Raw genomic sequence first — 24,907 nt, 5'->3', positions numbered from 1 at the left:
GGGAAGGTTGTCCCCTCGCCATGGGTGGGACGGGCCGTCGAACCCGGTCAAGCTCCCCGGAGGCCCCGTGCACCACTGCGATGCGGGGTCTGACCGCGCGAATGACCTTTGCGCGATCATTATCACAATCATTCGGTTCGGAATGGAAGAAATAGACGATTTTTTCTGTGTTTCGGCCGTCGCTGCAGCGGGGTGCGGCGCCTCCGTATTGACGCTTGCGAAAGGCGTGTCGGCCAGATTTCAAGACCTGAAAATATGAGCTGATGTGTTCCGATCGAGGTTTCCGATGTTGTTCCGGATCGAAGGTCTATCGTTGAAGTTGCGTGCTCTGCAGGAGTGCGTACCTGTCATTGAATTCGGCCTGGACGGGACGGTGGTGGCGGCCAATGCACGGGCGCTGGCGCTGCTCGACGCCCGGGCGGAGGACCTGATCGGCCGGAACCACTCCCTCCTCGTCGACCCCGCCGAGCGCGACACGGCCGCCTACCGGGAGTTCTGGCAGGATCTCCGCCGGGGCGAGCTCCGCCTGCAGGAGGCCCGGCGCCAGACCGCCACCGGGCGCGTGCTGTGGCTGCGCGAGGAGTACCTGCCCCTGCGCGGGCGCAACGGGAAGGTCACCGGGATCATGGCCCTCGTCTCCGACGTGACGGAGAGGGCCCTGCGCAACGCCGATTTCGAGGGCAAGCTGCGGGCGCTGGACCGCTCGCAGGGGATCATCGAGTTCGATCTGGACGGGAAGGTGCTCGACTCCAACGCCAACTTCCTGGCGGTGGTGGGCTACGGGCTGGAGGAGGTGCGCGGCCTGCACCATTCCCTGTTCGTGGACCCGGCCGAGGTGAAGACCGACGCCTATGCCCGCTTCTGGGAGGCCCTGCGCCGGGGCGAGTTCCAGGCGGCGGAGTACAAGCGCATCGCCAAGGGCGGCCGCGAGGTCTGGATCCAGGCCACCTACAACCCGGTGGCGGATGCCTCCGGGCGCGTCGTGAAGGTCGTGAAGCTCGCCACCGACGTCACCCCCGCCGTGGCCGAGCGCCTGGAACGCAACCGGCTGCAGAAGGTGATCGACGGGGACCTCGACGCGGTGGCCATCGCCATCACCCGCTCCTCCGAGCAGGCGGTGGGGGCGGCCAGCGCCTCGGAGGAGGCGTCCGGCAACGTCCAGAGCGTGGCCGCGGGCGCGGAGGAGCTGGCCGCCTCGGTGGGGGAGATCAGCCAGCAGGTGCAGCGGGCGGTGCAGATCACCAACCGGGCGGTGGAGCAGGCCAACGCCACCTCGGCGGTGGTGGGCGGCCTCGCCGCGGAGGCCCAGCGCATCGGCGCCGTCGTGGAGATGATCGACAACATCGCCGCCCAGACGAACCTGCTGGCCCTCAACGCCACCATCGAGGCGGCCCGGGCGGGCGAGGCCGGCAAGGGCTTCGCCGTGGTGGCGGCGGAGGTGAAGAACCTCGCCGCCCAGACCGCCAAGGCGACCGAGAGCATCAGCGCACAGATCGCGCAGACGCAGAAGGCCGCGGGCGAGGCCGCCTCGGCCATCGCCGGCATCGGCCACACCGTCGGCGAGGTGAACGAGATCTCCTCGGCGATCTCGGCGGCCGTGGACCAGCAGGCCGCCGTCGCCCGGGAGATGTCGTCCAACATGCAGGCCATGACCTCGGCGGTGGGCGAGATCAGCCGCAACGTCAGCCTGATCGCCAGCTCCAGCCAGGAGCTCGACGCCTCGACCCGGCAGGTCCGCGAGGCGTCCCGGAAGATGGCGGGCTGAACGCCCGTCCGGGGCGCCGTATCGGGGAGTCCAGGATCGGCGCACCCGGGATCAGCGCGCCCAAGATCAGCGCGCCCAAGATCAGCGTACCCAGGCGGCGGCGGCGAGCGTCCGGGCCAAGTGCTCGATCAGCGCGGTCACCCGCGCGGGCCGGGGCTCGCCCGGCGGCGTGACGAGGTGGAGCGAGACCGGCGGGGCCGACCAGTCCGGCAGGACCCGCTCCAGGCGCCCGGCCGCCAGATCCCCGTGGATCATGAAATCCGGCTGGAGGGCGAGGCCGAGCCCGGCCCGGAGCGCCGGGGACAGGGCCTCGGCGTTGTTGGCCCGGATCGGGCCGCCCGGCACCACCACCGCCTCCCGCCCGTCCGCGTGGTGGAAGCGCCAGCGGTCCGGCGTGGGCAGGTAGGCGTAGCCCAGGCAGGCATGGCCGGCGAGGTCGTCCGGGTGGTCCGGTCGCCCGTGCCGGTCGAGGTAGCCCGGCGTGGCCACGAGGGAGCGGTGGACCGGGCAGAGCCGCCGCGCCCGCAGGGACGAATCGGGCAGGGCCGCGATCCGCAGGCCGATGTCGAACCCGCCGCCCACGAGGTCGATCACCGCATCGGCCAAGTGCAAGTCCACCGACACCGCCGGGTGCCGGGCCAGGAAGTCCGGCAGCAGCGGCGCGACGTGCATCACCCCGAAGGTCATCGGCGCGGCGAGGCGCACGAGGCCCCGGGGCTGGGTGGCCGCCGCCGTGGCCCTGGCCTCCGCGGCCTCGCCCTCGGCCAGGATCCGCGCGGCGTCGTCCCGGGCGGCGAGCCCCGCCTCCGTGAGCGCGAGCCGCCGGGAGGTCCGGTGGAACAGGCGGGCGCCGATCCGCCCCTCCAGCCGCCCCACGGCCTTCGAGACGGTGCCCTTCGACAGGCCGAGATCCGCCGCCGCCGCCCCGAAGGAGCCGGTCTCGACCACCTTCGCGAAGATGGCCCAGGCCTCGAAGTCCGGCAGGCGCATGGGGTCGATTCCAGAAACGATGAGTTTCCATCGTTTCTGTTTTCGCGGAGGGGAGCAAGGGCCAGATTGGCGTCACCGAAGCCGCCCCGCCGGGCGCACCCAGGAGACGCCGCAATGTCCGAGACCGGCCTGCACCACGTGACCGCCTTCTCCGGCCCCGCCGGGCGCAACCTCGACTTCTACACCCGGGTGCTCGGCCTGCGCCTCGTGAAGAAGACGGTGAACTTCGACGATCCGGGCACCTACCACCTCTATTACGGCGACGCGGCCGGGCGGCCGGGCTCGATCCTGACCTTCTTCCCCATCGCCCATGCCGGCCCGGGCCGGGCCGGGATCGGCGAGACGCAGGAGACCGCCCTGCGCGTGCCCCGCGCCTCCATCGGCTGGTGGGCCCACCGCCTGGTGGAGTCGGGCGTCCGCCACGAGGCGCCGGTGCATGTCTTCGGCGAGCCGACCCTGCGCTTTCGCGACCCCGACGGGACGATGCTGGCCCTGGTCGGGGTCGCGGAGGGCGGGGCCGCCCCGGCCTGGGCCGGCGGCGGCGTGCCCGCCGGTCACGCGATCCGCGGCCTGCACGGGGTGACCCTGCTGCTGGCCGAGGGCGAGGCCACGGCGGCGATCCTGACCGGCGTGTTCGGCTTCCGCGAGGATGGCCGGGAGGGCACGGCGACCCGCTATTCCGGCGGCGCCACCCCCGGGGGGCATGTCACCCTGCGGGCGGTGGGGCCGTTCCTGCCGGGCCGGCAGGGGGCGGGCTCGGTCCACCACATCGCCTTCCGGGCCGCCGACGACGCGGCCCAGGCGGCGATGGCCGAGGCCCTGCGCGACCGGCACGGCCTCGCCGTCACCGAGCAGCGGGACCGGCAGTACTTCCGCTCGGTCTACTTCCGCGAGTCCGGCGGGGTGCTGTTCGAGATCGCCACCGACGCGCCGGGCTTCGCCGTGGACGAGCCGGAGGCCGCCCTCGGCGAGGCGCTCATGCTGCCCCCCGGCCTGGAGCGCCACCGGGCCGAGATCGAGGCGGCGCTCCCCGCCCTCGCCTGACCGCGCAAGACCCGCCCGCCCGAAGGAGGCCGACATGTCCGCACAGCCCCTCGCCTTCACCCACCGGTTCGAGCCCGGCGCCCCCGCCGGGACTCCCCTGCTGCTGCTGCACGGGACCGGCGGGGACGAGGCCGACCTGCTGCCCCTGGGCCGGGCGGTGGCGCCGGGCGCCGCCCTGCTCTCCCCCCGCGGGCCGGTGAGCGAGCACGGCGCGCTGCGCTTCTTCCGCCGCCTCGCCGAGGGCGTGTTCGACGAGGACGACCTGCGCCGCCGCACGGACGACCTCGCCGACTTCGTCGCGGCGGCGAGGCGGCGCTACGGCCTCGCGGCGCCCCTGGCGCTCGGCGTCTCCAACGGCGCCAACATCGCCGCGGCGACCCTGCTCCGGCGGCCGGAGACCCTGGCGGGGGCGGTGCTGATCCGCCCGATGGTGCCCTTCGCGGCCCCGCCCCGGGCCGACCTCGCCGGCCGGCCGGTGCTGATCCTCTCCGGGGCCATGGATCCCATCGTCCCGGTGGAGAACGCGCGCCGGCTCGCCGCCCAGCTTGTGGCGGCGGGGGCGGCGGTCACGCACCGGATGCTGCCCGCCGGCCACGGCCTGTCGCAGGCCGAGATCGGCCTCGCCGCCGGGTGGATCGCCGGCCTCGCCCCCTGAGCCGCCGCCGCCCTCGCCCCGGCGGGCCTTCGCCCGCGATCGGAGGAGCAAAGCTATCATGGATTGAGAATGAACCGAGGCGGATTTTCGGGATTTGCTTGTCATGGAGGTTACCATGACAGTATGTCTCCGAATGGTCGCCGTGGCCGGACTTTGCTGTATTGCGTCCGTCCCAGTACAGTCGCAGGATTATCGACCTAGGGTCGAGGGAGATCCGCCGGCGACCGAGACGGCGCCGAACACGACCGCGGTCGGCCGGACCAAGCCGCCGGGCCGCGGGGCGGACCCGGCCTCCGTCCCGGCGACCCCGCGGCCGAGGCCCCGGGCGGCGGCCGACGGCGCGGTCACCGCGCGGGTCTGTGTCGGATGCCAGCCATCCCCCGCCACCACGGGCTCCCTGCCCGCGGTGACGGCGCCCGAGGGCCCGGCGGAGAAGCGCGACGTGCGGCTCGACGAGCTCCGCGCCCGGGCGGCCCCGCCGATGCAATCGGACCTGAACACGGTCGAGCTGGCCTCGGCCCACCGGGAGCAGGCCCGGTCGATGGAGGAGAAGACCGACGGCCTGTGGCAATCATGGTTGGTCTCGGTCTGCGACGGCTGCGGCGACCGGAAGCCCGCGAAGGCCCTCCGGTTCGAGGACTGGCCCGCCCACGACGCATCCCGGCCGACCGGCACCCTTGAGGCGAAGGCGCCCTCGGGCACGCCCGCTACGGCCCCGCCGGGGAAGCCCGACCTCCCCGCCCGAAGCAGCCTGGAGGCGGACCTGTCGCCGGAGAACATCGGCGCGATCCGGCGCATGCCGCCGCGGTGATCCGGCGGCGGCCGCTCGATCGGCCGTGGGGGGAAACGGATCTCGATCAGGTTCGCTGAACCTGGGGCCATAACTTCCAAGGCCCCGCGGCCGCTGAAGTTATGGTGGGCGCGACAGGGATCGAACCTGTGACCCCTACCATGTCAAGGTAGTGCTCTCCCGCTGAGCTACGCGCCCGGGCCGGCATCCGTTCGGTGCCGGTGGGCGGGGGCTATAGCTGCTGCCGCCGGGGGGCGCAAGCCGCATCTCCCGGATCGTGGCGATTGCGCCGCCTGCGCGGCGGATCGGCTCATATTGTGGAGACCGGCTCGCTCCTGTAAGTCCCCGCCTCGGCCGCCGCCCCGCCATCCGGCACCGGAGGGCGAGGCGCCGATCCGGTTCCGGCGGGCTGTAAGAATCGGAGCATGCGCTTCTACATCGACCGCGACTCGGGCGACGCGATCCAGGGCTGGATCGTGCCGGACAATCCCCTCGCCATCAGCCGGGTCGTCGTCTCGGCCGGCGGGCGGCGCATCGCCGACGTGCCCGCCTCCCTGATCGATGAGAACTTCAAGCAGTTCGGCTGGCACTCGACGGGCCAGTGCACCTTCTTCCTCACCGAGGCGGAGGTGCCCGGCCTCGCCGGCCTGGGCGACCTCGAACTCTACGACGCCGACACGAACGTCCGCATCTACCGCCGCCGGCCCGACGAGGGCCTGGTGCAGCAGCGCGTGCTCCTGATCAACACGGGCATCGAGCCCGAGACCGCCCTGCAGACGGCGCTCTACCCGCATTTCCGGCACGCCTATTTCGGCCTGCACCGGTTGACCGACGAGATCCTGACGAGCGTGCTGGGCAGCCAGGTGATGCCCTCGCTGCTCCTCTCGGGGGCGCTGATCGTGCCCCGCTACGAGAACTACATGATGCCGGACATGATGCTCACCAGCATCATCGTCCAGGACCCCTATGACGAGATGGCGACCCGGATGCTCTGGCTCCGGGACCGGGCCGCCGAGGCCGCCGACCCGGCCCGGCGCTGGCGCCTGGGGGCGCTGGCCGAGGCCGCCGCCTTCGCCGCGGATTACGACCTGACCGACCTGCGCAGCCTGAAGCGCTACTTCCGCATGCTGCCGGAGGCCGCCTACCGGCTGCTCTACAACCCGCTGATCCGCCAGCTCGCCACCCGGATGCCGGAGGACCGGCTGTTCCCCGGCCACTCGATCGCCGCCATCGAGGTGATCGCCCGGGTCGGCATCGTCGGCCACCGGGAGCGGTTCGACGCCTTCGCGTCGAGCCTCATCGACCGGCTCGGCCTCGACATCCCCGTGCCCGCCGCGACCGCCCTGCCCGCGGAGACCGCCGCCCTCGCCGAGCGCCTGCGCACGGTCAAGGCCGTGCAGGAGATGCTGATCTACGACGTCGCCCTCACCGATGCGGTGAAGGACACGGTCGACAAGATCTGGAAGGCGTGAGTATGGCGCCCGCCGGCCCCGACCTGCCCCTCGCGGTGGGGCCCGACGGCCTGCGCCTCCCCGTCTCGGCGCTGCAGGGCCGGTGGGTCGATCTGCGCCTCGCGGACGATCCCGCCGCCGGGGCGACGGGCTTCGCCCTCGCCTTCATCGGCCCGGACGGGCGCCCCGGCACGCTCCTGCACGAGGAGGCCCTGGGCGGCGGCGCCTATGCCTGGACCGGGCGCGTGCCCCCCGGGGCGGTCGAGCTGCGGATCGCCACCCGCCTCGGCAAGGTGCCCGCGGCCCTGCGCACGGTGCGCCTCCGCCGCCTCGTCCGGCCCCTCCTCGTGCTCCGCGCCCTGCGGCGCGCGCCGGACCTCGCCCTCACGGCCGTCCGCTGGCGCCTGCGCGGCAAGAAGGTCCGCGCCCGCGGCTTCCTGGAGCGCGCCCTGAACGGGCGCCGGGAGACCGGCTATCCGCAATGGATCCGCGCCCACCGCCGCAAGCCGCCGGAGCGGGCGGCCATCGCCGCCGAGATCGCCGCCTGGGCGGACCCGCCCCTCGTCTCCGTGCTGATGCCGGTCCACGACCCCGCACCGAAGGTCCTGCGGGCCGCCCTCGCCTCCCTGACGGCGCAGATCTACCCCCATTGGGAGCTCTGCGCCGTGGACGACGCCTCCACCGACCCGGCGGTGGGGCGCCTCCTGGCCCGCGCCGCCGCGGCGGACCCGCGGATCCGGGTGCTCCGCCGGGCGGAGAACGGCCACATCGCCCGCGCCACCAACGACGCCCTGGCCATGGCCCGCGGCCCGTGGTGCGCCTTCCTCGACCACGACGACGTCCTGGCCGGGGACGCCCTCTACGAGGTGGCCCGGGCGGGCCGGGAGGATCCCGCCCTGGTCCTCGTCTACAGCGACGAGGACAAGATCGACGGCCGGGGCCGCCGGTTCGAGCCGCATTTCAAGGCGGATTTCGACCGGGAGCTCCTCTACGGCCAGAACTACATCAACCACCTCACCGCCCTGCGCACCGACGTGCTGCGGGCGGCGGGGGGCCTGCGCCCCGGCTTCGAGGGCAGCCAGGACCACGACCTGCTCCTGCGGGTGACGGCGGGGCTCGATCCGGCGCGCATCCGGCACGTGCCGCGCGTGCTCTACCATTGGCGCGCGGCCGGGGGCTCCGGCACCTTCTCCGACCGGGCGCTGGCGCGCGCCGAGGCGGCGCGCCTGCGCGCCCTGGAGGAGGCCGCGGTCCCCCTGGGCGCCCGGGCCGAGCGCGGCCCCGAGGGTTTCAACCGCCTCGTCCACCCCCTGCCCGCGCCGCCGCCCACCGTCTCGGTGATCGTGCCGACCCGCGACCGGGCCGAGTTGCTGGAGGTGACCCTCGACGGGCTCCTCCACCGCACCGACTACCCCGCCATCGAGGTGCTGATCGTCGACAACGACAGCCGCGAGCCCGCCACGGCGGCGCTGTTCGCCCGGCACCGGGACGACCCCCGGGTGCGGGTGGTGCCCGTGCCCGGCCCGTTCAACTTCTCCGACCTGTCGAACCGCGGCGCAGCGGCGGCGGCGGGGCCGGTGCTGCTGTTCCTCAACAACGACATCGAGGTCATCGAGCCGGGCTGGCTCACCGAGATGGTCCGGCAGGCCGTGCGGCCGGAGATCGGGGCGGTGGGCGCCAAGCTGCTCTACCCGGACCGGACGATCCAGCACGGCGGGATCGTGCTCGGCATCGACGGCGTCGCCGGCCACAGCCATCTCGGCATGCCCGAGGCCGACCCCGGCTACTTCGCCCGCATGGTCCTCGCCCACGAGGTCTCGGCGGTGACCGGCGCCTGCCTCGCCCTGCGGGCGGAGGTCTTCGCGCGGGTCGGCGGCTTCGACGCGGAGGCGCTGAAGGTCGCCTTCAACGACGTCGACCTGTGCCTGAAGATCCGCGCCGCCGGCCACCGCATCGTCTGGACGCCCTTCGCCACCCTCATCCACCACGAATCGAAGAGCCGTGGCCCCGAGGACACCCCCGAGAAGAAGGCGCGGTTCGAGGCCGAAACGCGGGTCATGCTCGGCCGCTGGGGCGCTGAGTTGCGCGCCGACCCGTACTACAACGTCAACCTGTCCCGGCACTCGGCCCACTACCGGGTCTGACGGTGTCCATCATCCGGGCCCGGTTCAGGGCTGCGACCCCTGCCGACCAGTTGTCACCCCGGATGGACTCGGTCTGATCGCCGATCATGGCCATGTAGCTGCGAAACCCAGCGCTGCTGCCCCAGGCATCGAAGTTGCGGATTCCCCCGAGAGCTTGCGCGTCTTCCAGCTCCGGATCGGTTGCGAGGCGCACGAGCGGTCCGAGCAGGGCGGCCAGCCCGGGTTCGAAAGGCAGGGCCTCGAAGAACGGTTCGGCTCGCGCGACGAAGGCTCTCGCCCCGCGGTCGATCTCGGCTGCGATCTCCTTCGCCAGCGGATCGGAGCCGCGACCCGGATCCTCGACGAAGTCGACCGATCCGTCCGGGCGCAGGCGGTAACCGATCACCGAATCATGGGGGGCCGAGAAAAAGAGCTCCACCGCGACGCGTTGCTCGAACACACGCTCGCATAAACCTTCATCGAAACGCTCGTCGAACAGAGCGTTCATGGTCAGATGAGGCCGGCCGGCATGTGCTCCCGGGCGCAGGCACAGGTAGTAGCCGCGCAGATCGAGATCGAACAACGTGCCGACGCTCGCGGCAAAGCCTTCCTGGGTGCTGCCGCCCCAGCCGACATCCACGATCCCGACCCGCTCGCCGCTCCGAAGGCCGGCGGCGTGGCAGACCGCGTGCAAACCGCGGCGGCATTCGCGGCAGACCTTGAGGATCTGCCAGCGCCACGTGCTGACGGCTGTCGCGAAGGCTGCCTTCGTCTCCGGGCCGCAGGGTGTCTCCGGCTCGAGGCCGAGCGGATCCAACAAATCCGGGCCGGGGGGCTCGACGCCGATTCGCGCGAAGACATCGCGCAGGGACAAACCGTCCGATCCCGACAGAAGGAATGGTAGATGGTCGTCGAAGTTCGTCTCGTGGATTGATGCGAGGGTCAGCGCGACGCGGGAGCAGTGGAAGTAGGAGGCGGGGACTGAGCCCGGTTTCCAGAGGGCCTGCAGGGTAAAGCCGTCTCGCGAGAGGAAGAGCAGACGGTCGAGGCGGTCTTGCTCTGCCCGTTTCTGCAACCAGCGTACGAAGGCCAGCATCGCCGGCCCCGCGAAGGAGTAGCCGTAGCGCCACCATGTCGAGCGTTGGGGCTCCACGATATGAGCCCTGGCGATACCTGCCACTGCGGCCGCCTGCACGTCGCGCCCGACAACTCCCGGATCGAAGGCCGCGGGCACGGGACAAGTCGGCTGGTAGAGGTAGGTCTTCAGGCCCTGCTCGCTGCCGCGCTGCACATCCGAGAACGCGTTGTCCCCGACATGGCAGATGTCACCCGGCGCAACACCGGTTTCCGAGGCGACGTGGCGGAAGAGGGCGCCGTCGTCGCGCTTCGTCTTTTGTGCGTCGGCCGAGACGAAGACCCCATCCAGGACAATCCCGTGGCGGGCGAACAGCTCGTCGAAGAAGGACCTCGGCAAGTACATGTCCGACGTGGCGACACAGACCTGACCGCGAGCCCGGCAGAGATCCAGGGCGGCCGTCACCTCGGGATTTGGGCGCAGAACGAGGAGCTCGTACTCCCACTCAGCCCTCTTCAACGTGTCAGCAGGTGTTCCGAGATCGGGCAGGCACGCGTAGATTCCGTCGAGGGTCACTTCGCGCTCGCCGCGCCGGTGCATGGCCGCAAAGGCCGCAACCTGCGCAGCCGCTCGGTGACCGCGGAAGTCGAAGATCCCGAACCGCTCGCCGACGAAGTCGAACACCGATTCCGGTTCCGGGACCAGACGATAGAAGAGGGTGTCGAATACGTCGAAGGAGACAACCCGTGTTCCGGCGCAGGCTGCCGCGATGCGGGAACCGATCGCATCCGCGGCGGCACCCGACTGGTCTTGGACGACCGTCATGCTTTCTCCAGAAATTATTTTGGGGCTTGCGGCGGCCGAAGCCCTCAATTGGGATTGGGCACGAAGTAGACGCTGTTGGGATGGAGGTTCGGGCTGAAGAAAGGATCGTGCCCGAGGAAGCGGGGATGGCGGGCGTAAAGCCGCCGCGCCTCATCCCGCAATCGTGCCCGGCGGGCGGGGCTATCGTCATTCCCGCGCGTGGCCGACTCATGATGGATCATCTCCACCGATTGGCAGACCACGTTGTACAATCCGGCCTCCACAAGCCGGAAGCAAAGATCGACGTCGTTATAGGCGATCGGCAGATCGACGTCGAAGCCACCGATAGCCTCGAACTTGCTGCGCTCGATCGCGAGGCAGGCGCCGGTGACGGCGATCCAATCGTATTCGAGCGTATCCCGTCCGTAATAGCGTGGGGGCCCGGCTTCCAAACCATAGAAGGCGTGCCCCGGCCCGTGGTCGAGGTTCACGAGGCCGCAATGCTGGATCTGGCCGCTGGGATAGTGGAGGCGCGCACCGACTGCGCCGACATGCGGCACCTGCGCGTAGCCGACGAGACGTTCCAGCCAGTCCGGCGTGACGACCTCGATATCGTCGTTCATGAACACCAGCATGTCGCCCCGCGCCGCCGCAGCACCGCTGTTGTTCAGGGCGGAATAATTGAAAGGTCGCGAATCGGTTCGCACGGTGACGCCTTCTCCCGCGAGGCGGGCGAGCGTCGCCAACGTTTGAGGGTCGGTGCTCCCGTTGTCGATGAAGAGCATCTCGACCTCGGGATAGGTCGTCCGTTCCCGGACCGAGGCAACGAGGGCTTCGACGAGCTGACCGTTGTTGCGGGTTGGGACGATCAACGAGACGAGTGTCCCTGACCGCGGGTGGTAATTGACTCGGTACTGTCCCGGCATCGTCGCCACCGGCTCGACCGTGCCGGCGAGGCCCCGGCGGCGCAACGCGTCCTCCTTGAGGCGCCGTGCCGCGTCGTGAGCATAAGGTTTGGCCTCCGCGCTTGCCGCCAGGGACGAGGGCAGGATGCGCCAATGGTACAGCACCTTCGGCACATGCACGACGCGGTTGGCCCTTTCAGTGAGTCGCAGGACGAGGTCGTAGTCCTGCGCCCCGTCGTAGCCCGAGCGCAGACCGCCGCAGGCCGCGATCAGCGAGCGGCGCGCGCAGGAGACGTGACAGGTGTACATGATGCTCATCATGGCGTCGGGCGACCATGAGGGCTTGAAGAACGGGGAGGTCGACGCGCCTTCGACGTCGATCTTGTCTTCGTCGCTGTAGATGTAGTCCGCGTCAGTCTCGGCGATGGCGCGGGCGAGTTCGTAGAGGCAGTCCGGCGTCAGCACGTCGTCGTTGTCGAGGAAAACGACATAGTCGCCCTCGGCAAGATCGAGCGCGGCGTTGGTGGCGGCTGCAATACCGCCGTTCCGCGCCTGGCGCCGGACCTTCATCTTCGGATCGTCGAACCGATCGAGGCACGCGCAGGTGTCTGGATCGGTACTGGCATCGTCGACCAGCACGAGTTCCCAGTTTGGGTACCATTGCGACTGTACCGAGGCGACGGCAGCCTCGAGGTAGCGAGGTGCCACGTTGTAGACGGGGGTCACCACTGAGAAGAGTGGGCGCCGCGCAAGCCGGGAGATCCGCGCTTCGAGGTCCGCAGGCTTCAAGGGCGCGATATAGCGGTAGGGTTCAGGGGCCGTGTCCGGCCGCTGCGGCGTCTCCTGCATCTTCTCCAGAATTTGCCGGCCGACCGGCCCCTGATTGCCGCCATGCCTGAGGTAGTGGGCGAAGGCATCGACGGGCGAGATCTCGAGATGCGGGTTTGCATCGAGATAAGCGCGTGGATCGAAAGAGGGCATCGGCTTCGCTCCCGCGACCCGGCCCTTTTCGAGATAGTGACGCAGCGCGCCTGCCCTGGAGGGAAGGCCATTTCGTTCGGCATACCAAGTCGGGCTGAACAAGGCATTCGGCTGACGGCCTTCGGCCTCGCCGTGCTCGATGTAGTGAGCCAGCGAATTGCGGCCAGTCGCCCGCACGTCCGGATACCGCTTCAGGTACCAAGCCGGGTCGAACAGCGAGTTGGGCCAGAAGGGCTCGTCATTGCCGAACTGAACGAAATGCCGAAGGGCCGGTCGCGGCCCGAGGTGGGGGCCCTGCTCGCGGTAGAAGGGCTCGTCGAAAAGGCCGGACTGCGCCAGGCTGGCGGCATCCCGTTTGCTGCGTCCCGCCTTCTTCCCGAACATGGCTTTGATGATCCGCACCAAGTCTCTCGCCTCAACGGTGGGAAGGGGACCGACAGTGCCGGTCCATATTCTTTGCCGCAACCAGATAGGATAGACGACTAAAATACTCGACCGAAAGCATCGCGAGCTTCAAGTTGCCCACTAGGAGCGTAGAAACTCTCGAAAGAAGAGGCAACCTCTGTGCCGCTGTCGGAAGTGCTGATTTTTGGAAGTCTGCTAGTCGTTCACTCTCCGGCTGTCAAAGGACGCCAGACTGGATGAGCTCCCTTCCCTATGCCCCCCTGTGGCCACCGTGTCGCAGCCATGAGGAACACATTGTCGCGCGCGGACCCCTGCGCTCAGGGGTGTGGGCCGGGAGAGGGGCCGCCATGCTCGTATTGAAGGTTGCAGTGCGGCCGGACATGCCGCAAGAGGCAAGCCCGGTCGGAATCGCAACGGCCGACGGGGCGGCAGCCGGCGAATGAGCGCGAACACATCCATCCCCTCTACCAGCAGCGGCCTTGAGCGCGACGCACAGCGCGCGATGGGCGACCACAAGGTGGCGCCCAGCGAAATCGCGATGGGCGTCGTGATCGGACGCGCGTCGGAGTATTTCGACTTCTTCGTGTTCGGCATCGCCTGCGTGCTGGTGTTCCCGAAGGTGTTCTTCCCCTTCGTGGACGCCCGCACGGGCACCCTCTACGCCTTCGGCATCTTCGCCCTCGCCTTCATCGCCCGGCCGTTCGGCACGGCCCTGTTCATGGCGATCGACCGGCGGCACGGGCGCGGCGTCAAGCTGACCACCGCCCTGTTCCTCCTGGGCGGCTCCACCGCCGCCATCAGCTTCCTGCCGCGCTACGACTCGATCGGCATCTCCTCGGTCTACCTCCTGGCCGCGCTCCGGGTGATGCAGGGCCTCGCCCTCGGCGGCGCCTGGGACGGCCTCGCCTCTCTGCTCGCCCTGAACGCCCCGAAGGAGCGGCGCGGCTGGTACGCCATGGTGCCCCAGCTCGGCGCGCCGATCGGCTTCATGGTGGCCAGCGCCCTGTTCTCGTTCTTCCTGGTGAACCTGTCCGCCGAGGACTTCATCGACTGGGGCTGGCGCTTTCCCTTCTACTGCGCCTTCACCATCAACGTGGTGGCCCTCTTCGCCCGCCTGCGCCTCGTGGCGACGGACGAGTTCATGCGGATGATGGATTCCGACCGGCTGCAGCCCGTGCCGGTGCTGGACCTGTTCCGCCACCACCTGAAGGAAGTGCTCCTCGGCGCCTTCGTGCCCCTGGCCGCCTTCGCCCTGTTCCACCTCGTCACGATCTTCCCGATCGCGTGGCTCACCCTCAACAACACCGACCGCTCGCCGGGCGAGTTCCTGATGGTGCAGTTCTCGGGGGCGATCATCTGCGCCGGCGCCGTCGCCGCCTCGGGGCTGATCGCCGACCAGATCGGCCGGCGCTCCGCCCTGATCATGAGCTCCGGCCTGATCGCGCTGTTCGCCTTCGGCTCGATCCTCGCCCCGCTGCTGTTCGGCGAGAGCGCCATCGGCCAGACCATCTACGTGACCACCGGGTTCATGCTCCTCGGCCTCGCCTACGGGCAGTCCTCCGGCGCCGTCACCGCCCGGCTCGGCAAGCGCTACCGCTACACCGGCGCCGCGCTGACCTCGGACTTCGCGTGGCTGTTCGGCGCGGGCTTCGCGCCCCTGGTGGCCCTCTATCTCGCCGACCGGTTCGGTCTCGCGGTCGTCGGGGTCTACCTGCTCTCGGGGGCGCTCTGCTCCCTGGGCGCCCTGTTCATCGACCGGTCCGAGATGCGACAGATGTGAGCGCCGGGCGCGGGCACGGGACACTTCCTCCGGGGCGGATGCCGGTTCGGAGGGGGGGGTCCGGGCCCGTGGCCGCGCCGCCGACTTGAAGGGCCGGACCACCCGGCTGGCGATGCCGCGCCCGCGGCACGGGATGACGAGACGAGAGCAGTGAGTTCTTCGCCCCTTCGAACGGATCAGACGTCGGCCCAAGGCGTAGGCCGGGCCGCAGGCTCCCGCCGGCACCGCGGCCTCCTGCGCCGCATGGCGCCGCTGGCCGCGCTGTCGCCCCTCCTGACCCTGATGGGCGGCTGCAACCTCGTGGTGCTGCAGCCCGCCGGCTTCATCGCCGAGCAGCAGCGCAACCTCGTGCTGGCCTCCACCGGCCTGATGCTGCTGATCATCGTGCCGGTGATCGCCTGCACGCTGTTCTTCGCGTGGCACTTCCGGGCCACCAACGAGAAGGCGGTCTACGACCCGGACTGGCACCACTCGACCCAGCTCGAGGTGCTGATCTGGACCGCGCCGCTGCTGATCATCATCGCCCTCGGCGCGCTGACCTGGATCGGCACCCACACCCTCGACCCGTTCCGGCCCCTGACGCGACTCGATGCCAAGCGCGAGCTGCCGGCCAATGTCGAGCCGCTGCAGGTCGAGGCGATCGCCATGGACTGGAAGTGGCTGTTCCTCTACCCGCAATACGGGATCGCCACGGTCAACGAACTCGCCGTGCCGGTGGACCGGCCGGTGACCTTCAAGATCACCGCCACGGACGTGATGAACACGTTCTACGTGCCGACCCTTGCGGGCATGATCTACGCCATGCCGGGCATGGAGACGAAGCTCCACGCGGTGGTCAACCGGTCGGTGGAGGCCGAGGGGCGCTCCGCCCATTACAGCGGCGGCGGCTTCTCCAACATGTTCTTCAAGTTCCGCGGCGTCGCGGACAAGGACTTCGACGCCTGGGTGGCCAAGGCCAAGGCCGACGGTGCGGACCTGAACCAGGACGCCTACCTAAAGCTCAGCGAGCCCACCGAGTCCGAGCCGGCGCGCTTCTACAAGTCCTATGCCGAGGGGCTCTACGGCAAGATCATCGGCCTGTGCACCCGGCCCGGCCAGATGTGCGTGTCGGAGATGATGGCGATCGACGCCCGCGGCGGCCAGTCCGGCCCCGAGGGCGAGGAGAACTACAAGCGCCTCCAGTACGACAACCACTTCGCCCGGAGCGGCGACGAGGCGCCCGGCGCCACGGGGCCCGCCTCGGGCACCGGTGCGCACAGCCAGACGCAGCCCCAGGGGATGCGGCCCCGGCCGGACATGGGCAACCCCGACTCCCGCGAGCGGAAGCCGGACACCACCCCGCCCGGCCCCGGCTCCCAGCCCGACGTGGGCGGCGGCAAGCCGGGGGGCAATGAAGTCGCACCCAAGCAGATCAGTCAGTGACGGCACTCAACCAGTGACGAAGTGAGCCAGTGAGGCGGGCCGGCGCGAGGATTACATCTCGGTAGCCGCGACGGTCGCCTTCGAACCTTCTCAACGGTCCGATCCAATGTTCGACAACGTCAATCTTCAGCAACTGATCTTCGGTCGTTTCACGATCGACCAGATTCCCTATCACGAACCGATCCTGATCGGGACCTTCGCCGGCGTGGCGGTGGTGGGCCTCGCCGTGCTCGCCACCATCACCTACTTCCGGTTCTGGGGCCCGCTCTGGCGGGACTGGGTGACGTCGATCGACCACAAGAAGATCGGCATCATGTACTGCATCTTCGCGATGGTCATGCTGCTGCGCGGCTTCGCCGACGCGCTGATGATGCGCGCCCAGCAATCGGTCGCCTTCGGTGACGAGCAGGGCTTCCTGCCGCCACACCACTACGACCAGATCTTCACCGCCCACGGCATGATCATGATCTTCTTCGTGGCGATGCCGTTCGTCACGGGGCTCATGAACTTCGCGGTGCCGCTGCAGATCGGCGCCCGCGACGTGGCCTTCCCGTTCCTGAACAACTTCAGCTTCTGGATGACCGTGTCCGGCGGCATGCTGGTGATGGCGTCCCTCTTCGTCGGCGAGTTCTCGCGGGCCACGTGGCTCGCCTACCCGCCGCTGTCGGGGGCGGCCATGAGCCCCGGCGTCGGGGTGGACTACTACATCTGGGCGCTGCAGATCGCCGGCGTCGGCACCACCCTCTCGGGCATCAACCTGATCGCGACCATCGTGAAGATGCGCGCGCCGGGCCTGACCATGATGAAGCTGCCGATCTTCGTCTGGTCGTCGCTCTGCACCAACATCCTGATCGTGGCCGCCTTCCCGATCCTCACCGCCGTTCTCGTGCTCCTGTCCCTCGACCGCTACCTCGGGATGCACTTCTTCACGAACGACCTCGGCGGCAACTCGATGTTGTACTTCAACCTCATCTGGATTTGGGGTCACCCGGAAGTCTACATCCTGATCCTGCCGGCCTTCGGCGTGTTCTCGGAGATCACCTCGACCTTCTGCGGCAAGCGGCTGTTCGGCTACACGTCGATGGTCTACGCGCTGGTGGTCATCACCATCCTCGCCTACCTCGTGTGGCTGCACCACTTCTTCACCATGGGCTCGGGCGCCGACGTGAACTCGTTCTTCGGGATCACGACGATGATCATCTCGATCCCGACGGGGGCGAAGATCTTCAACTGGATGTTCACGATGTACCGTGGCCGCATCCGGTTCGAGGTGCCGATGATGTGGGTGGTGGCGTTCATCGTCACCTTCGTCATCGGCGGCATGACCGGCGTGCTGCTGGCCGTGCCCCCGGCCGACTTCGTGCTGCACAACTCGCTGTTCCTGATCGCGCACTTCCACAACGTGATCATCGGCGGCGTGCTGTTCGGGATGTTCGCGGGCGTCACCTTCTGGTTCCCGAAGGCGTTCGGCTTCAAGCTGGACGAGTTCTGGGGGAAGATGGCCCTCTACCTCTGGGTGTCGGGCTTCTACCTCGCCTTCATGCCGCTCTACGTGCTCGGCCTGATGGGCGTGACCCGCCGGATGCAGCATTTCGACGACCCGTCGCTGCAGCCGTGGTTCATCGCCGCCGCCATGGGCGCCCTGCTCATCGCGGGGGGCATCGGCTGCCAGATCATCATGTTCGTGGTCTCCATCCGTCGCCGCGAGGCGCTGCGCGACCACACCGGCGACCCGTGGGGCGGCCGGACCCTCGAATGGTCGACCTCGTCGCCGCCGCCGGACTACAACTTCGCCTTCACGCCGATGGTCCACGATTCGGACGCGTGGTGGGACATGAAGGCCCGCGGCTTCAGCCCGCCGCGGAGCGGCTACCGGCCGATCCACATGCCGAAGAACACGGCCACGGGGGCGATCCTCGCCGGCCTGAGCTTCGCCTGCGGCTTCGCGATGGTCTGGTACGTCTGGTGGCTCGCCGCCCTGTCGTTCGTGGCGATCATCGGCGTCTCGATCTTCCACACCTTCAACTACGACCGCGAGTACTACATCCCCGCCGAGACGGTCGCGCGGGAAGAGGCCAAGCGGATGCGCGAACTGGAGCTGGCGTAATCCGATGATGCACACCGACACCGCACCGCCCGGTTCGGCCGCGCCGGCCTTCTTCGTCACCGACGAGGAAGGCCACCACAGCGAAGGCTCGACGATGCTCGGGTTCTGGCTGTACCTGATGAGCGACTGCCTCATCTTCGCGACGCTGTTCGCAACGTACGGCGTGCTCGGGCGCAACTACGCGGCGGGGCCGTCGCAGAAGGACCTGTTCGACCTCTCGGGCATCGCGGTGAACACCGCGATGCTGCTGTTCTCCTCCATCACCTACGGCTTCGCCATGCTGGAGATGGACAAGGACAACCAGCGCCGGACGCAGATGTGGCTGGCCGTCACCGGCCTGTTCGGCATCGCCTTCGTCACCCTGGAGATCCGGGAGTTCGTCCACCTGTTCCACGAGGGCGCGCCCCCGTGGCGCAGCGGCTTCCTGTCCTCGTTCTACACCCTGGTCGGCACCCACGGGCTGCACGTCTCGTTCGGCATCCTCTGGCTCGTCACCCTGATGGTCCAGGTCCGGAAATACGGTCTCGTGGCGGCCAACAAGCGCCGCCTGATGTGCCTGTCGATGTTCTGGCACTTCCTCGACCTGATCTGGATCGGGGTGTTCACCGTCGTCTATCTGATAGGAGTGCTCGAATGAGCGCCGATGCCGGCCACGCGGCCCACGGTCCCGCATCCCACGGCCACGGGGACACCGAAGGCGGCCACGGCAGCGTGAAGTCCTACGCGACGGGCTTCGTCCTGTCCGTGATCCTGACGGTGATCCCGTTCTGGCTGGTCATGGGCAACACCCTCGACAACAGCCTCGTCACGACCCTCGTGGTCCTGGTGCTCGGCGGCGTGCAGATGGTGGTGCACATCGTCTACTTCCTGCACATGAGCACCAAGTCCGAGGGGGGCTGGACCTTCATGGCGCTGATCTTCACGATCACGCTGGTGGCCATCATGCTCGCGGGCTCGGTGTGGGTGATGTACCACATGAACCGGAACATGATGCCGATGTCCGGCCACGAGATGCAGACCAAGATGCGGTGACGGCGCCTGCGCCGTCACCGGGGGGCGGCGAGGCCGCCCCCTCCCCGTCGCCGCTCCGCCGGGCCGTTTTCGGCCTCGGGGCGGCGTTCGTGTGTCTCACCCTCCTCGGCCTCGGGACGTGGCAGGTCCAGCGCCGGGCCTGGAAGCTCGACCTGATCGCCCGGACGGAGGCGCGGGTCCACGCCCCCGCCTCGCCGGCCCCCGGCCCGGCCGAGTGGGGGCGGATCGGCCCTGGCGACGCCTACCGCCACGTCCGCCTCGGGGGCCGCTTCCTCCACGACCGGGAAACCCTGGTCCAGGCGGTGACCGAGGACGGCGCCGGCTTCTGGGTGCTCACGCCGCTGCGCCGGGAGGACGGCAGCCTCGTCCTCGTCAACCGGGGCTTCGTGCCGGGCGACCGGAAGAACCCCGCGACCCGGGAGGCGGGGCAGGTCCCCGGCCCGGTCGAGGTCACGGGCCTCCTGCGGTTGACCGAGCCCGGCGGCGCCTTCCTGCGGACGAACGATCCGGCCGGGGGCCGTTGGTACTCGCGCGACGTCGCCGCCATCGCCGCGGCCCGGGGCCTGTCGGACGTGGCGCCCTATTTCGTGGATGCCGACGCGGCGCCCAACCCCGGCGGGCTGCCGACGGGCGGGCTGACGGTGGTGGCGTTTCCCAACAGCCACCTCGTCTACGCGCTCACGTGGTACGGCCTCGCGCTGATGCTGGCGGGCTTCGGGCTCCACCGGACCTTCCGCCGGCGCGGAACCCGTCCTTCCGGGGAGTAGCCCGCGCCCCCGCCCCGGCTATAATGGCATGACAAGAACGGACACGAGTCACGCCATGACCACCCGCATCCCGGATTTCGCCGCCCTGCCGCTCGCCGCCGAGCCGCTGGCCGTCGCCGCCCCCGCCACCGGCGAGCCGTGGATGACGCCTGAGGGCATCCCCGTGAAGGGCCATTACGGCCCGCAGGACCGCGAGGGCATCGAGTTCCTGAACACGTGGCCGGGCCTCGCCCCGTTCCTGCGCGGCCCCTACCCCACCATGTACGTCACCCAGCCCTGGACGATCCGGCAATATGCCGGCTTCTCCACCGCCGAGGATTCGAACGCCTTCTACCGGCGCAACCTCGCCGCCGGGCAGAAGGGCCTGTCGGTCGCCTTCGACCTCGCCACCCACCGGGGCTACGATTCGGACCACCCCCGCGTCTCGGGGGATGTCGGCATGGCCGGCGTCGCGATCGATTCGATCTACGACATGCGCACGCTGTTCTCCGGCATCCCCCTCGACGAGATGACCGTGTCGATGACGATGAACGGCGCGGTGCTGCCGATCCTCGCCCTCTACATCGTCGCCGCCGAGGAGCAGGGCGTGCCCCCGAGCAAGCTGGCGGGCACGATCCAGAACGACATCCTCAAGGAGTTCATGGTCCGCAACACCTACATCTATCCCCCCAAGGGATCGATGCGGATCATCTCGGACATCTTCGCCTACACGTCGAAGAACATGCCGAAGTTCAACTCGATCTCGATTTCCGGCTACCACATGCAGGAGGCCGGGGCGACGAACGACCTCGAGCTCGCCTACACGCTGGCCGACGGCGTCGAGTACATCAAGGCGGGCTTGGCCGCCGGGCTGACCATCGACCAGTTCGCCCCGCGCCTGTCGTTCTTCTGGGCGATCTCCACCAACTTCTTCATGGAGGTCGCCAAGATGCGGGCGGCGCGCCTGATCTGGGCGAAGCTCGTGAAGGCGTTCGATCCGAAGTCCGACAAGTCCCTGGCGCTGCGCACCCACTCGCAGACCAGCGGCTGGTCGCTCACCGCGCAGGACGTGTTCACCAACGTCACCCGCACCAACATCGAGGCGATGGCGGCCACCCAGGGGGGCACCCAGTCGCTGCACACCAACGCGCTCGATGAGGCGCTGGCGCTCCCCACCGACTTCTCGGCGCGGATCGCCCGGAACACGCAGCTGTTCCTGCAGCAGGAGAGCGGCACCACCCGGATCGTGGACCCGTGGGGCGGCTCCTACTACGTCGAGAAGCTGACCGCCGACATGGTGGCGCGCGCCTGGGAGCACATCCGCGAGGTCGACGGGCTCGGCGGCATGGCCAAGGCGATCGAGGCCGGCATCCCGAAGCTGCGCATCGAGGAGGCCGCCGCCCGGGCCCAGGCACGGATCGATTCGGGCCGCCAGACCATCGTCGGCGTCAACAAGTTCCGGGCCGACGGCGACATGGCGATCGACCTGCTGCGGGTCGACAACGGCAATGTCCGCCGCCTGCAGATCGACAAGCTGAAGCGCCTGCGGGCCGAGCGCGACGAGGCCGAGGTCTCCGCCCGGCTCGACGCCCTCACCCGGGCGGCGGACGGCGCCGGCAACCTGCTCGAGCTCGCCGTGGACGCGGCCCGGGCCAAGGCGACGGTGGGCGAGATCTCCGAGGCCCTGGAGAAGGCCTGGGGCCGTCACCGGGCGGAGATCCGCTCGATCTCGGGGGTCTACAAGCGCGAGGTGGGACACATGTCACCGGTGGTCGAGGAAGTGCGCGCCCTGGTCGAGGCCTTCGAGGAGGCGGACGGGCGCCGCCCCCGCATCCTCGTCGCCAAGATGGGCCAGGACGGGCATGACCGCGGCCAGAAGGTGATCGCCTCGGCCTTCGCCGACCTGGGCTTCGACGTGGATATCGGGCCGCTCTTCGCCACCCCGGCCGAGGCGGCGCGGCAGGCGGTGGAGAACGACGTGCACATCGTCGGCGTCTCCTCGCTCGCCGCCGGCCACCTGACGCTGGTGCCCGAATTGAAGGCGGCGCTCACCGAGCAGGGCCGCGGCGACGTGATGATCGCGGTGGGCGGCGTCATCCCGCCGGGGGACTACGACGCCCTGCGGGCGGCCGGCGCCTCGGCGATCTTCCCGCCGGGCACGGTGATCGCCGAGGCGGCGGTGCACCTGATCCGCGAGCTGAACGGGCGCCTCGGCTACGAGACGCGGGAAGCGGCGGAGTAAGCCTCCCCCTCGCCCCCCTCTGCGGAGGGGGGCGAGGGTGCAGGGCGAAGCGCCGCCCCCCACCCCACCCCCCAGCCGACTCCGAAAGCCGGGTTCCCCTCCCCCGACCCCGGCCGATGCCGGGCCCACCCTCCCCCGCGGGTGGGGGCGGCGCGACGATCGTGGCCGGGCGCTGGCGCTCGGGGATCGTTCAGGTCACATCCGCCATGACGGGGCCCGAGCGACGCAGCCCATCCCCTCAGGCCGAACGCCCCGGAGGCCCGCACCCATGACGCCGACGACGATCCCGACGACGCCGTTCCCCGACCAGAAGCCCGGCACCTCCGGCCTGCGCAAGAAGGTGCCGGTGTTCCGGCAGCCGCATTACGTCGAGAACTTCGTCCAGGCGATCTTCGACTCGATCCCCGGCAAGGACGGCGAGACCCTGGTGCTGGGGGGCGACGGGCGCTTCCTCAACCGGGAGGTGGTGCAGACCATCCTGCGGCTCGCCGCCGGCAACGGGTTCGGGCGGGTGCTGGTGGGGCGCGGCGGCCTGCTCTCGACGCCGGCCGCCTCCTGCGTGATCCGCAAGCACGGGGCGATCGGAGGCATCATCCTCTCCGCGAGCCACAATCCCGGCGGGCCGGAGGGGGATTTCGGCATCAAGTTCAACGGCGCCAACGGCGGCCCCGCCCCCGAGCCACTGACCGACGCCATCTTCGCCCGGGCGAAGGCGATCACCCGCTTCACCCTGGTGGAGGCCCCCGACCTCGACCTCGACGCGCCGGGCGAGACCCGCCTCGGCGCCATGGCGGTGGAGGTGATCGACCCCGTCGCCGACTACGCCGCGCTGATGCGCGAGCTGATCGACTTCGAGGCGGTCTCGGCGCTGTTCGCGTCCGGCTTCCGGATGCGCTTCGACGCCATGAGCGCCGTGACCGGGCCCTACGCGGTCACCATCCTGGAGGGGATGCTCGGTGCGCCGCGGGGTACCGTGGTCAACGCCACCCCGCGGGAGGATTTCGGCGGCCACCACCCGGACCCGAACCCGGTCCACTGCCACGACCTCTACGACCTGATGCAGGGGCCGGACGCCCCGGATTTCGGCGCGGCCTCGGACGGGGACGGCGACCGCAACATGATCGTGGCGCCGGGCCTGTTCGTCACCCCGAGCGACAGCCTCGCGCTGCTGACCGCCCACGCCCACCGGGCGCCGGGCTATGCCGGGGGGCTCAAGGGCGTCGCCCGCTCGATGCCCACGAGCCGGGCCGCCGACCGGGTGGCGGCGTCGCTGGGCATCCGCGCCTACGAGACGCCGACCGGCTGGAAGTTCTTCGGGAATCTCCTGGATGCCGGGCTGATCACCCTCTGCGGCGAGGAGAGCGCGGGCACCGGCTCGAGCCACGTCCGCGAGAAGGACGGGCTCTGGGCGGTGCTGCTCTGGCTCAACATCCTCGCCGCCACGGGGGAGCGGGCGGATGCCCTGGTGCGCGCCCACTGGGCGACCTACGGCCGGGACTACTACGCCCGCCACGACTACGAGGAGGTCGATGCGGACGCCGCCGCCGGCCTGATGGACGCCCTGCGCGAAAAGCTCCCGGGCCTGCCCGGCACGCGGATCGCCGGGCTGACCGTCTCGGCCGCCGACGAGTTCGCCTACCGCGACCCCGTGGACGGCTCGCTCACCGAGCGGCAGGGCCTGCGCATCGCCTTCGCGGAGGATGCCCGGGCGGTGCTGCGCCTCTCCGGCACGGGCACCGCCGGGGCGACCCTGCGGGTCTACCTGGAGCGCTACGAGAACGACCCCGCCCGCCTCGCCCTGCCGGTGGCCGAGGTGCTCGCCCCGGTGGTGGAGGCCATCCGCGCCCTGGCCGAGATCGCCCCCCGCACCGGCCGGGCCGAACCGAGCGTGGTGACGTAGGGGGCTCGCGGGGGCGTCCTGCCCCCTCCCCGCCCCCCGCCCTCGCCGTCATCGCGAACGCAGTGAAGCGATCCAGGGCAGCGGGCCGTCTCCGAACGTAGCGCGGCTGGATTGCGTCGCTCCGCTCGCAATGACGATGGTGGCTTGCGACCACCCCCGTCGTCATCGCGAACTCAGTGAAGCGAACCAGGGCACCGGGCCGGTCCCGAACGTGGCGATACTGGATTGCTTCGCTCCGCTCGCAATGACGGGTGTGGCTCGCGACCACCCTCATCGTCATTGCGAACGCAGTGAAGCGATCCAGGGCAGCGGGCCGTCTCCGAACGTGGCGCTACTGGATTGCTTCGCTCCGCTCGCAATGACGGATGTGGCTTGCGACCACCCCCATCGTCATCGCGAACGCAGTGAAGCGATCCAGGGCAGCGGGCCGTCTCCGAACGTGGCGCTACTGGATTGCGTCGCTCCGCCCGCAATGACGGGTGAGGCTTGCGACCACCCTCATCGTCATCGCGAATGCAGTGAAGCGATCCAGGGCAGCGGGCCGCTTCCTAATGTGGCGCTACTGGATTGCGTCGCTCCGCCCGCAATGCCGGATGAGGCTTGCGCCCACCACCATCGTCATCCGGAACGCAGTGAAGGGATCCAGGGCCGCGGGCCGGCCCCGAAGGTGGCGCCGCTGGATCGCATGGC

General features: G+C 69.9%; 18 protein-coding genes and 1 tRNA gene. 15 read left to right on the top strand and 4 right to left on the bottom strand.

Annotation, left to right across the window (positions count from 1 at the left end; translation table 11 throughout):
* Nucleotides 1–286 precede the first annotated feature (286 nt).
* Nucleotides 287–1,765, top strand: coding sequence for a PAS domain-containing methyl-accepting chemotaxis protein (locus MKK53_RS15260; protein WP_243929558.1), 1,479 nt, complete (start codon nt 287–289; stop codon nt 1,763–1,765).
* An 81-nt stretch (nt 1,766–1,846) separates the two neighbouring features.
* Here the strand turns inward: MKK53_RS15260 and MKK53_RS15255 are convergent, their stop codons facing one another.
* Complete coding sequence (locus MKK53_RS15255; RefSeq protein ID WP_243929557.1) at nt 1,847–2,755, bottom strand: LysR family transcriptional regulator; 909 nt, start codon at nt 2,753–2,755, stop codon at nt 1,847–1,849.
* A 114-nt stretch (nt 2,756–2,869) separates the two neighbouring features.
* Here MKK53_RS15255 and MKK53_RS15250 point away from each other — a divergent pair, with 114 nt between their 5' ends.
* The 3 genes from MKK53_RS15250 (at nt 2,870) to MKK53_RS15240 (ending at nt 5,265) form a co-directional block, all read left to right on the top strand.
* Complete coding sequence (locus tag MKK53_RS15250) at nt 2,870–3,799, top strand: VOC family protein (protein WP_243929556.1); 930 nt, start codon at nt 2,870–2,872, stop codon at nt 3,797–3,799.
* 34 nt (nt 3,800–3,833) lie between these two features.
* The gene (locus MKK53_RS15245) at nt 3,834–4,454 is read left to right on the top strand and encodes an alpha/beta hydrolase (RefSeq protein ID WP_243929555.1); all 621 of its coding nucleotides are present in this window, start codon (nt 3,834–3,836) and stop codon (nt 4,452–4,454) included.
* Between the two features lie 406 nt (nt 4,455–4,860).
* Nucleotides 4,861–5,265, top strand: a complete 405-nt coding sequence (locus tag MKK53_RS15240) for a hypothetical protein (RefSeq protein ID WP_243929554.1) — start codon at nt 4,861–4,863, stop codon at nt 5,263–5,265.
* Nucleotides 5,266–5,367: 102 nt separating this feature from the next.
* Here MKK53_RS15240 and MKK53_RS15235 read toward each other — a convergent pair.
* Nucleotides 5,368–5,442 (bottom strand) — tRNA-Val (locus tag MKK53_RS15235).
* Nucleotides 5,443–5,669: 227 nt separating this feature from the next.
* On the opposite strand from MKK53_RS15235, the gene MKK53_RS15230 reads away from it, so the two are divergent.
* Both MKK53_RS15230 and MKK53_RS15225 read left to right on the top strand, forming a co-directional pair.
* Nucleotides 5,670–6,716, top strand: coding sequence for a hypothetical protein (locus MKK53_RS15230; RefSeq protein WP_243929553.1), 1,047 nt, complete (start codon nt 5,670–5,672; stop codon nt 6,714–6,716).
* 2 nt (nt 6,717–6,718) lie between these two features.
* Nucleotides 6,719–8,839: a glycosyltransferase family 2 protein gene (locus MKK53_RS15225; protein WP_243929598.1), complete on the top strand. Its 2,121-nt coding sequence runs from the start codon at nt 6,719–6,721 to the stop codon at nt 8,837–8,839.
* Here MKK53_RS15225 and MKK53_RS15220 read toward each other — a convergent pair.
* Both MKK53_RS15220 and MKK53_RS15215 read right to left on the bottom strand, forming a co-directional pair.
* A complete protein-coding gene (locus MKK53_RS15220) occupies nt 8,802–10,718 on the bottom strand; it encodes an HAD family hydrolase (protein WP_243929552.1) in 1,917 nt (638 codons plus the stop codon). The two genes, MKK53_RS15225 and MKK53_RS15220, sit on opposite strands and share 38 nt — an antisense overlap.
* A 44-nt stretch (nt 10,719–10,762) precedes the next feature.
* Nucleotides 10,763–12,985 (bottom strand): glycosyltransferase family 2 protein, encoded by a 2,223-nt coding sequence (locus MKK53_RS15215; RefSeq protein ID WP_243929551.1) that lies wholly within the window; start codon nt 12,983–12,985, stop codon nt 10,763–10,765.
* A gap of 442 nt (nt 12,986–13,427) precedes the next feature.
* Between MKK53_RS15215 and MKK53_RS15210 the strand changes: the two genes are divergently transcribed.
* The 9 genes from MKK53_RS15210 to MKK53_RS15170 all read left to right on the top strand — a co-directional run.
* Complete coding sequence (locus MKK53_RS15210) at nt 13,428–14,768, top strand: MFS transporter (protein WP_243929550.1); 1,341 nt, start codon at nt 13,428–13,430, stop codon at nt 14,766–14,768.
* A gap of 243 nt (nt 14,769–15,011) precedes the next feature.
* Nucleotides 15,012–16,190, top strand: coding sequence for a ubiquinol oxidase subunit II (gene cyoA / locus MKK53_RS15205; RefSeq protein ID WP_243929549.1), 1,179 nt, complete (start codon nt 15,012–15,014; stop codon nt 16,188–16,190).
* A 106-nt stretch (nt 16,191–16,296) separates the two neighbouring features.
* On the top strand, nt 16,297–18,297 hold the full coding sequence (cyoB, locus tag MKK53_RS15200; RefSeq protein WP_243929548.1) for a cytochrome o ubiquinol oxidase subunit I: 2,001 nt from the start codon (nt 16,297–16,299) through the stop codon (nt 18,295–18,297).
* Nucleotides 18,298–18,301: 4 nt separating this feature from the next.
* Nucleotides 18,302–18,934: a cytochrome o ubiquinol oxidase subunit III gene (cyoC, locus tag MKK53_RS15195; protein ID WP_243929547.1), complete on the top strand. Its 633-nt coding sequence runs from the start codon at nt 18,302–18,304 to the stop codon at nt 18,932–18,934.
* Nucleotides 18,931–19,329 carry a cytochrome o ubiquinol oxidase subunit IV gene (cyoD, locus tag MKK53_RS15190; RefSeq protein WP_243929546.1) on the top strand — a complete coding sequence of 133 codons (399 nt, stop codon included), beginning with the start codon at nt 18,931–18,933 and terminating at the stop codon, nt 19,327–19,329. Before cyoC ends, cyoD begins: the two co-directional genes overlap by 4 nt.
* Nucleotides 19,326–20,096 (top strand): SURF1 family protein, encoded by a 771-nt coding sequence (locus tag MKK53_RS15185; protein WP_243929545.1) that lies wholly within the window; start codon nt 19,326–19,328, stop codon nt 20,094–20,096. The genes cyoD and MKK53_RS15185 overlap by 4 nt, the downstream gene beginning before the upstream one ends.
* Nucleotides 20,097–20,151: 55 nt before the next feature.
* Nucleotides 20,152–22,317, top strand: a complete 2,166-nt coding sequence (gene scpA, locus MKK53_RS15180) for a methylmalonyl-CoA mutase (protein ID WP_243929544.1) — start codon at nt 20,152–20,154, stop codon at nt 22,315–22,317.
* Nucleotides 22,318–22,585: 268 nt separating this feature from the next.
* Nucleotides 22,586–24,217: an alpha-D-glucose phosphate-specific phosphoglucomutase gene (locus MKK53_RS15175; RefSeq protein WP_243929543.1), complete on the top strand. Its 1,632-nt coding sequence runs from the start codon at nt 22,586–22,588 to the stop codon at nt 24,215–24,217.
* Between the two features lie 130 nt (nt 24,218–24,347).
* A partial coding sequence (locus tag MKK53_RS15170; protein WP_243929542.1) for a hypothetical protein occupies nt 24,348–24,907 on the top strand: 560 nt, incomplete at its 3' end.

Origin of the sequence: Methylobacterium sp. J-076 (genome assembly GCF_022829405.1) — a bacterium.
Taxonomy (GTDB): domain Bacteria; phylum Pseudomonadota; class Alphaproteobacteria; order Rhizobiales; family Beijerinckiaceae; genus Methylobacterium.
Note: the sequence above shows the minus strand (reverse complement) of the source record. Positions and strands in the feature narration are given on the sequence as shown.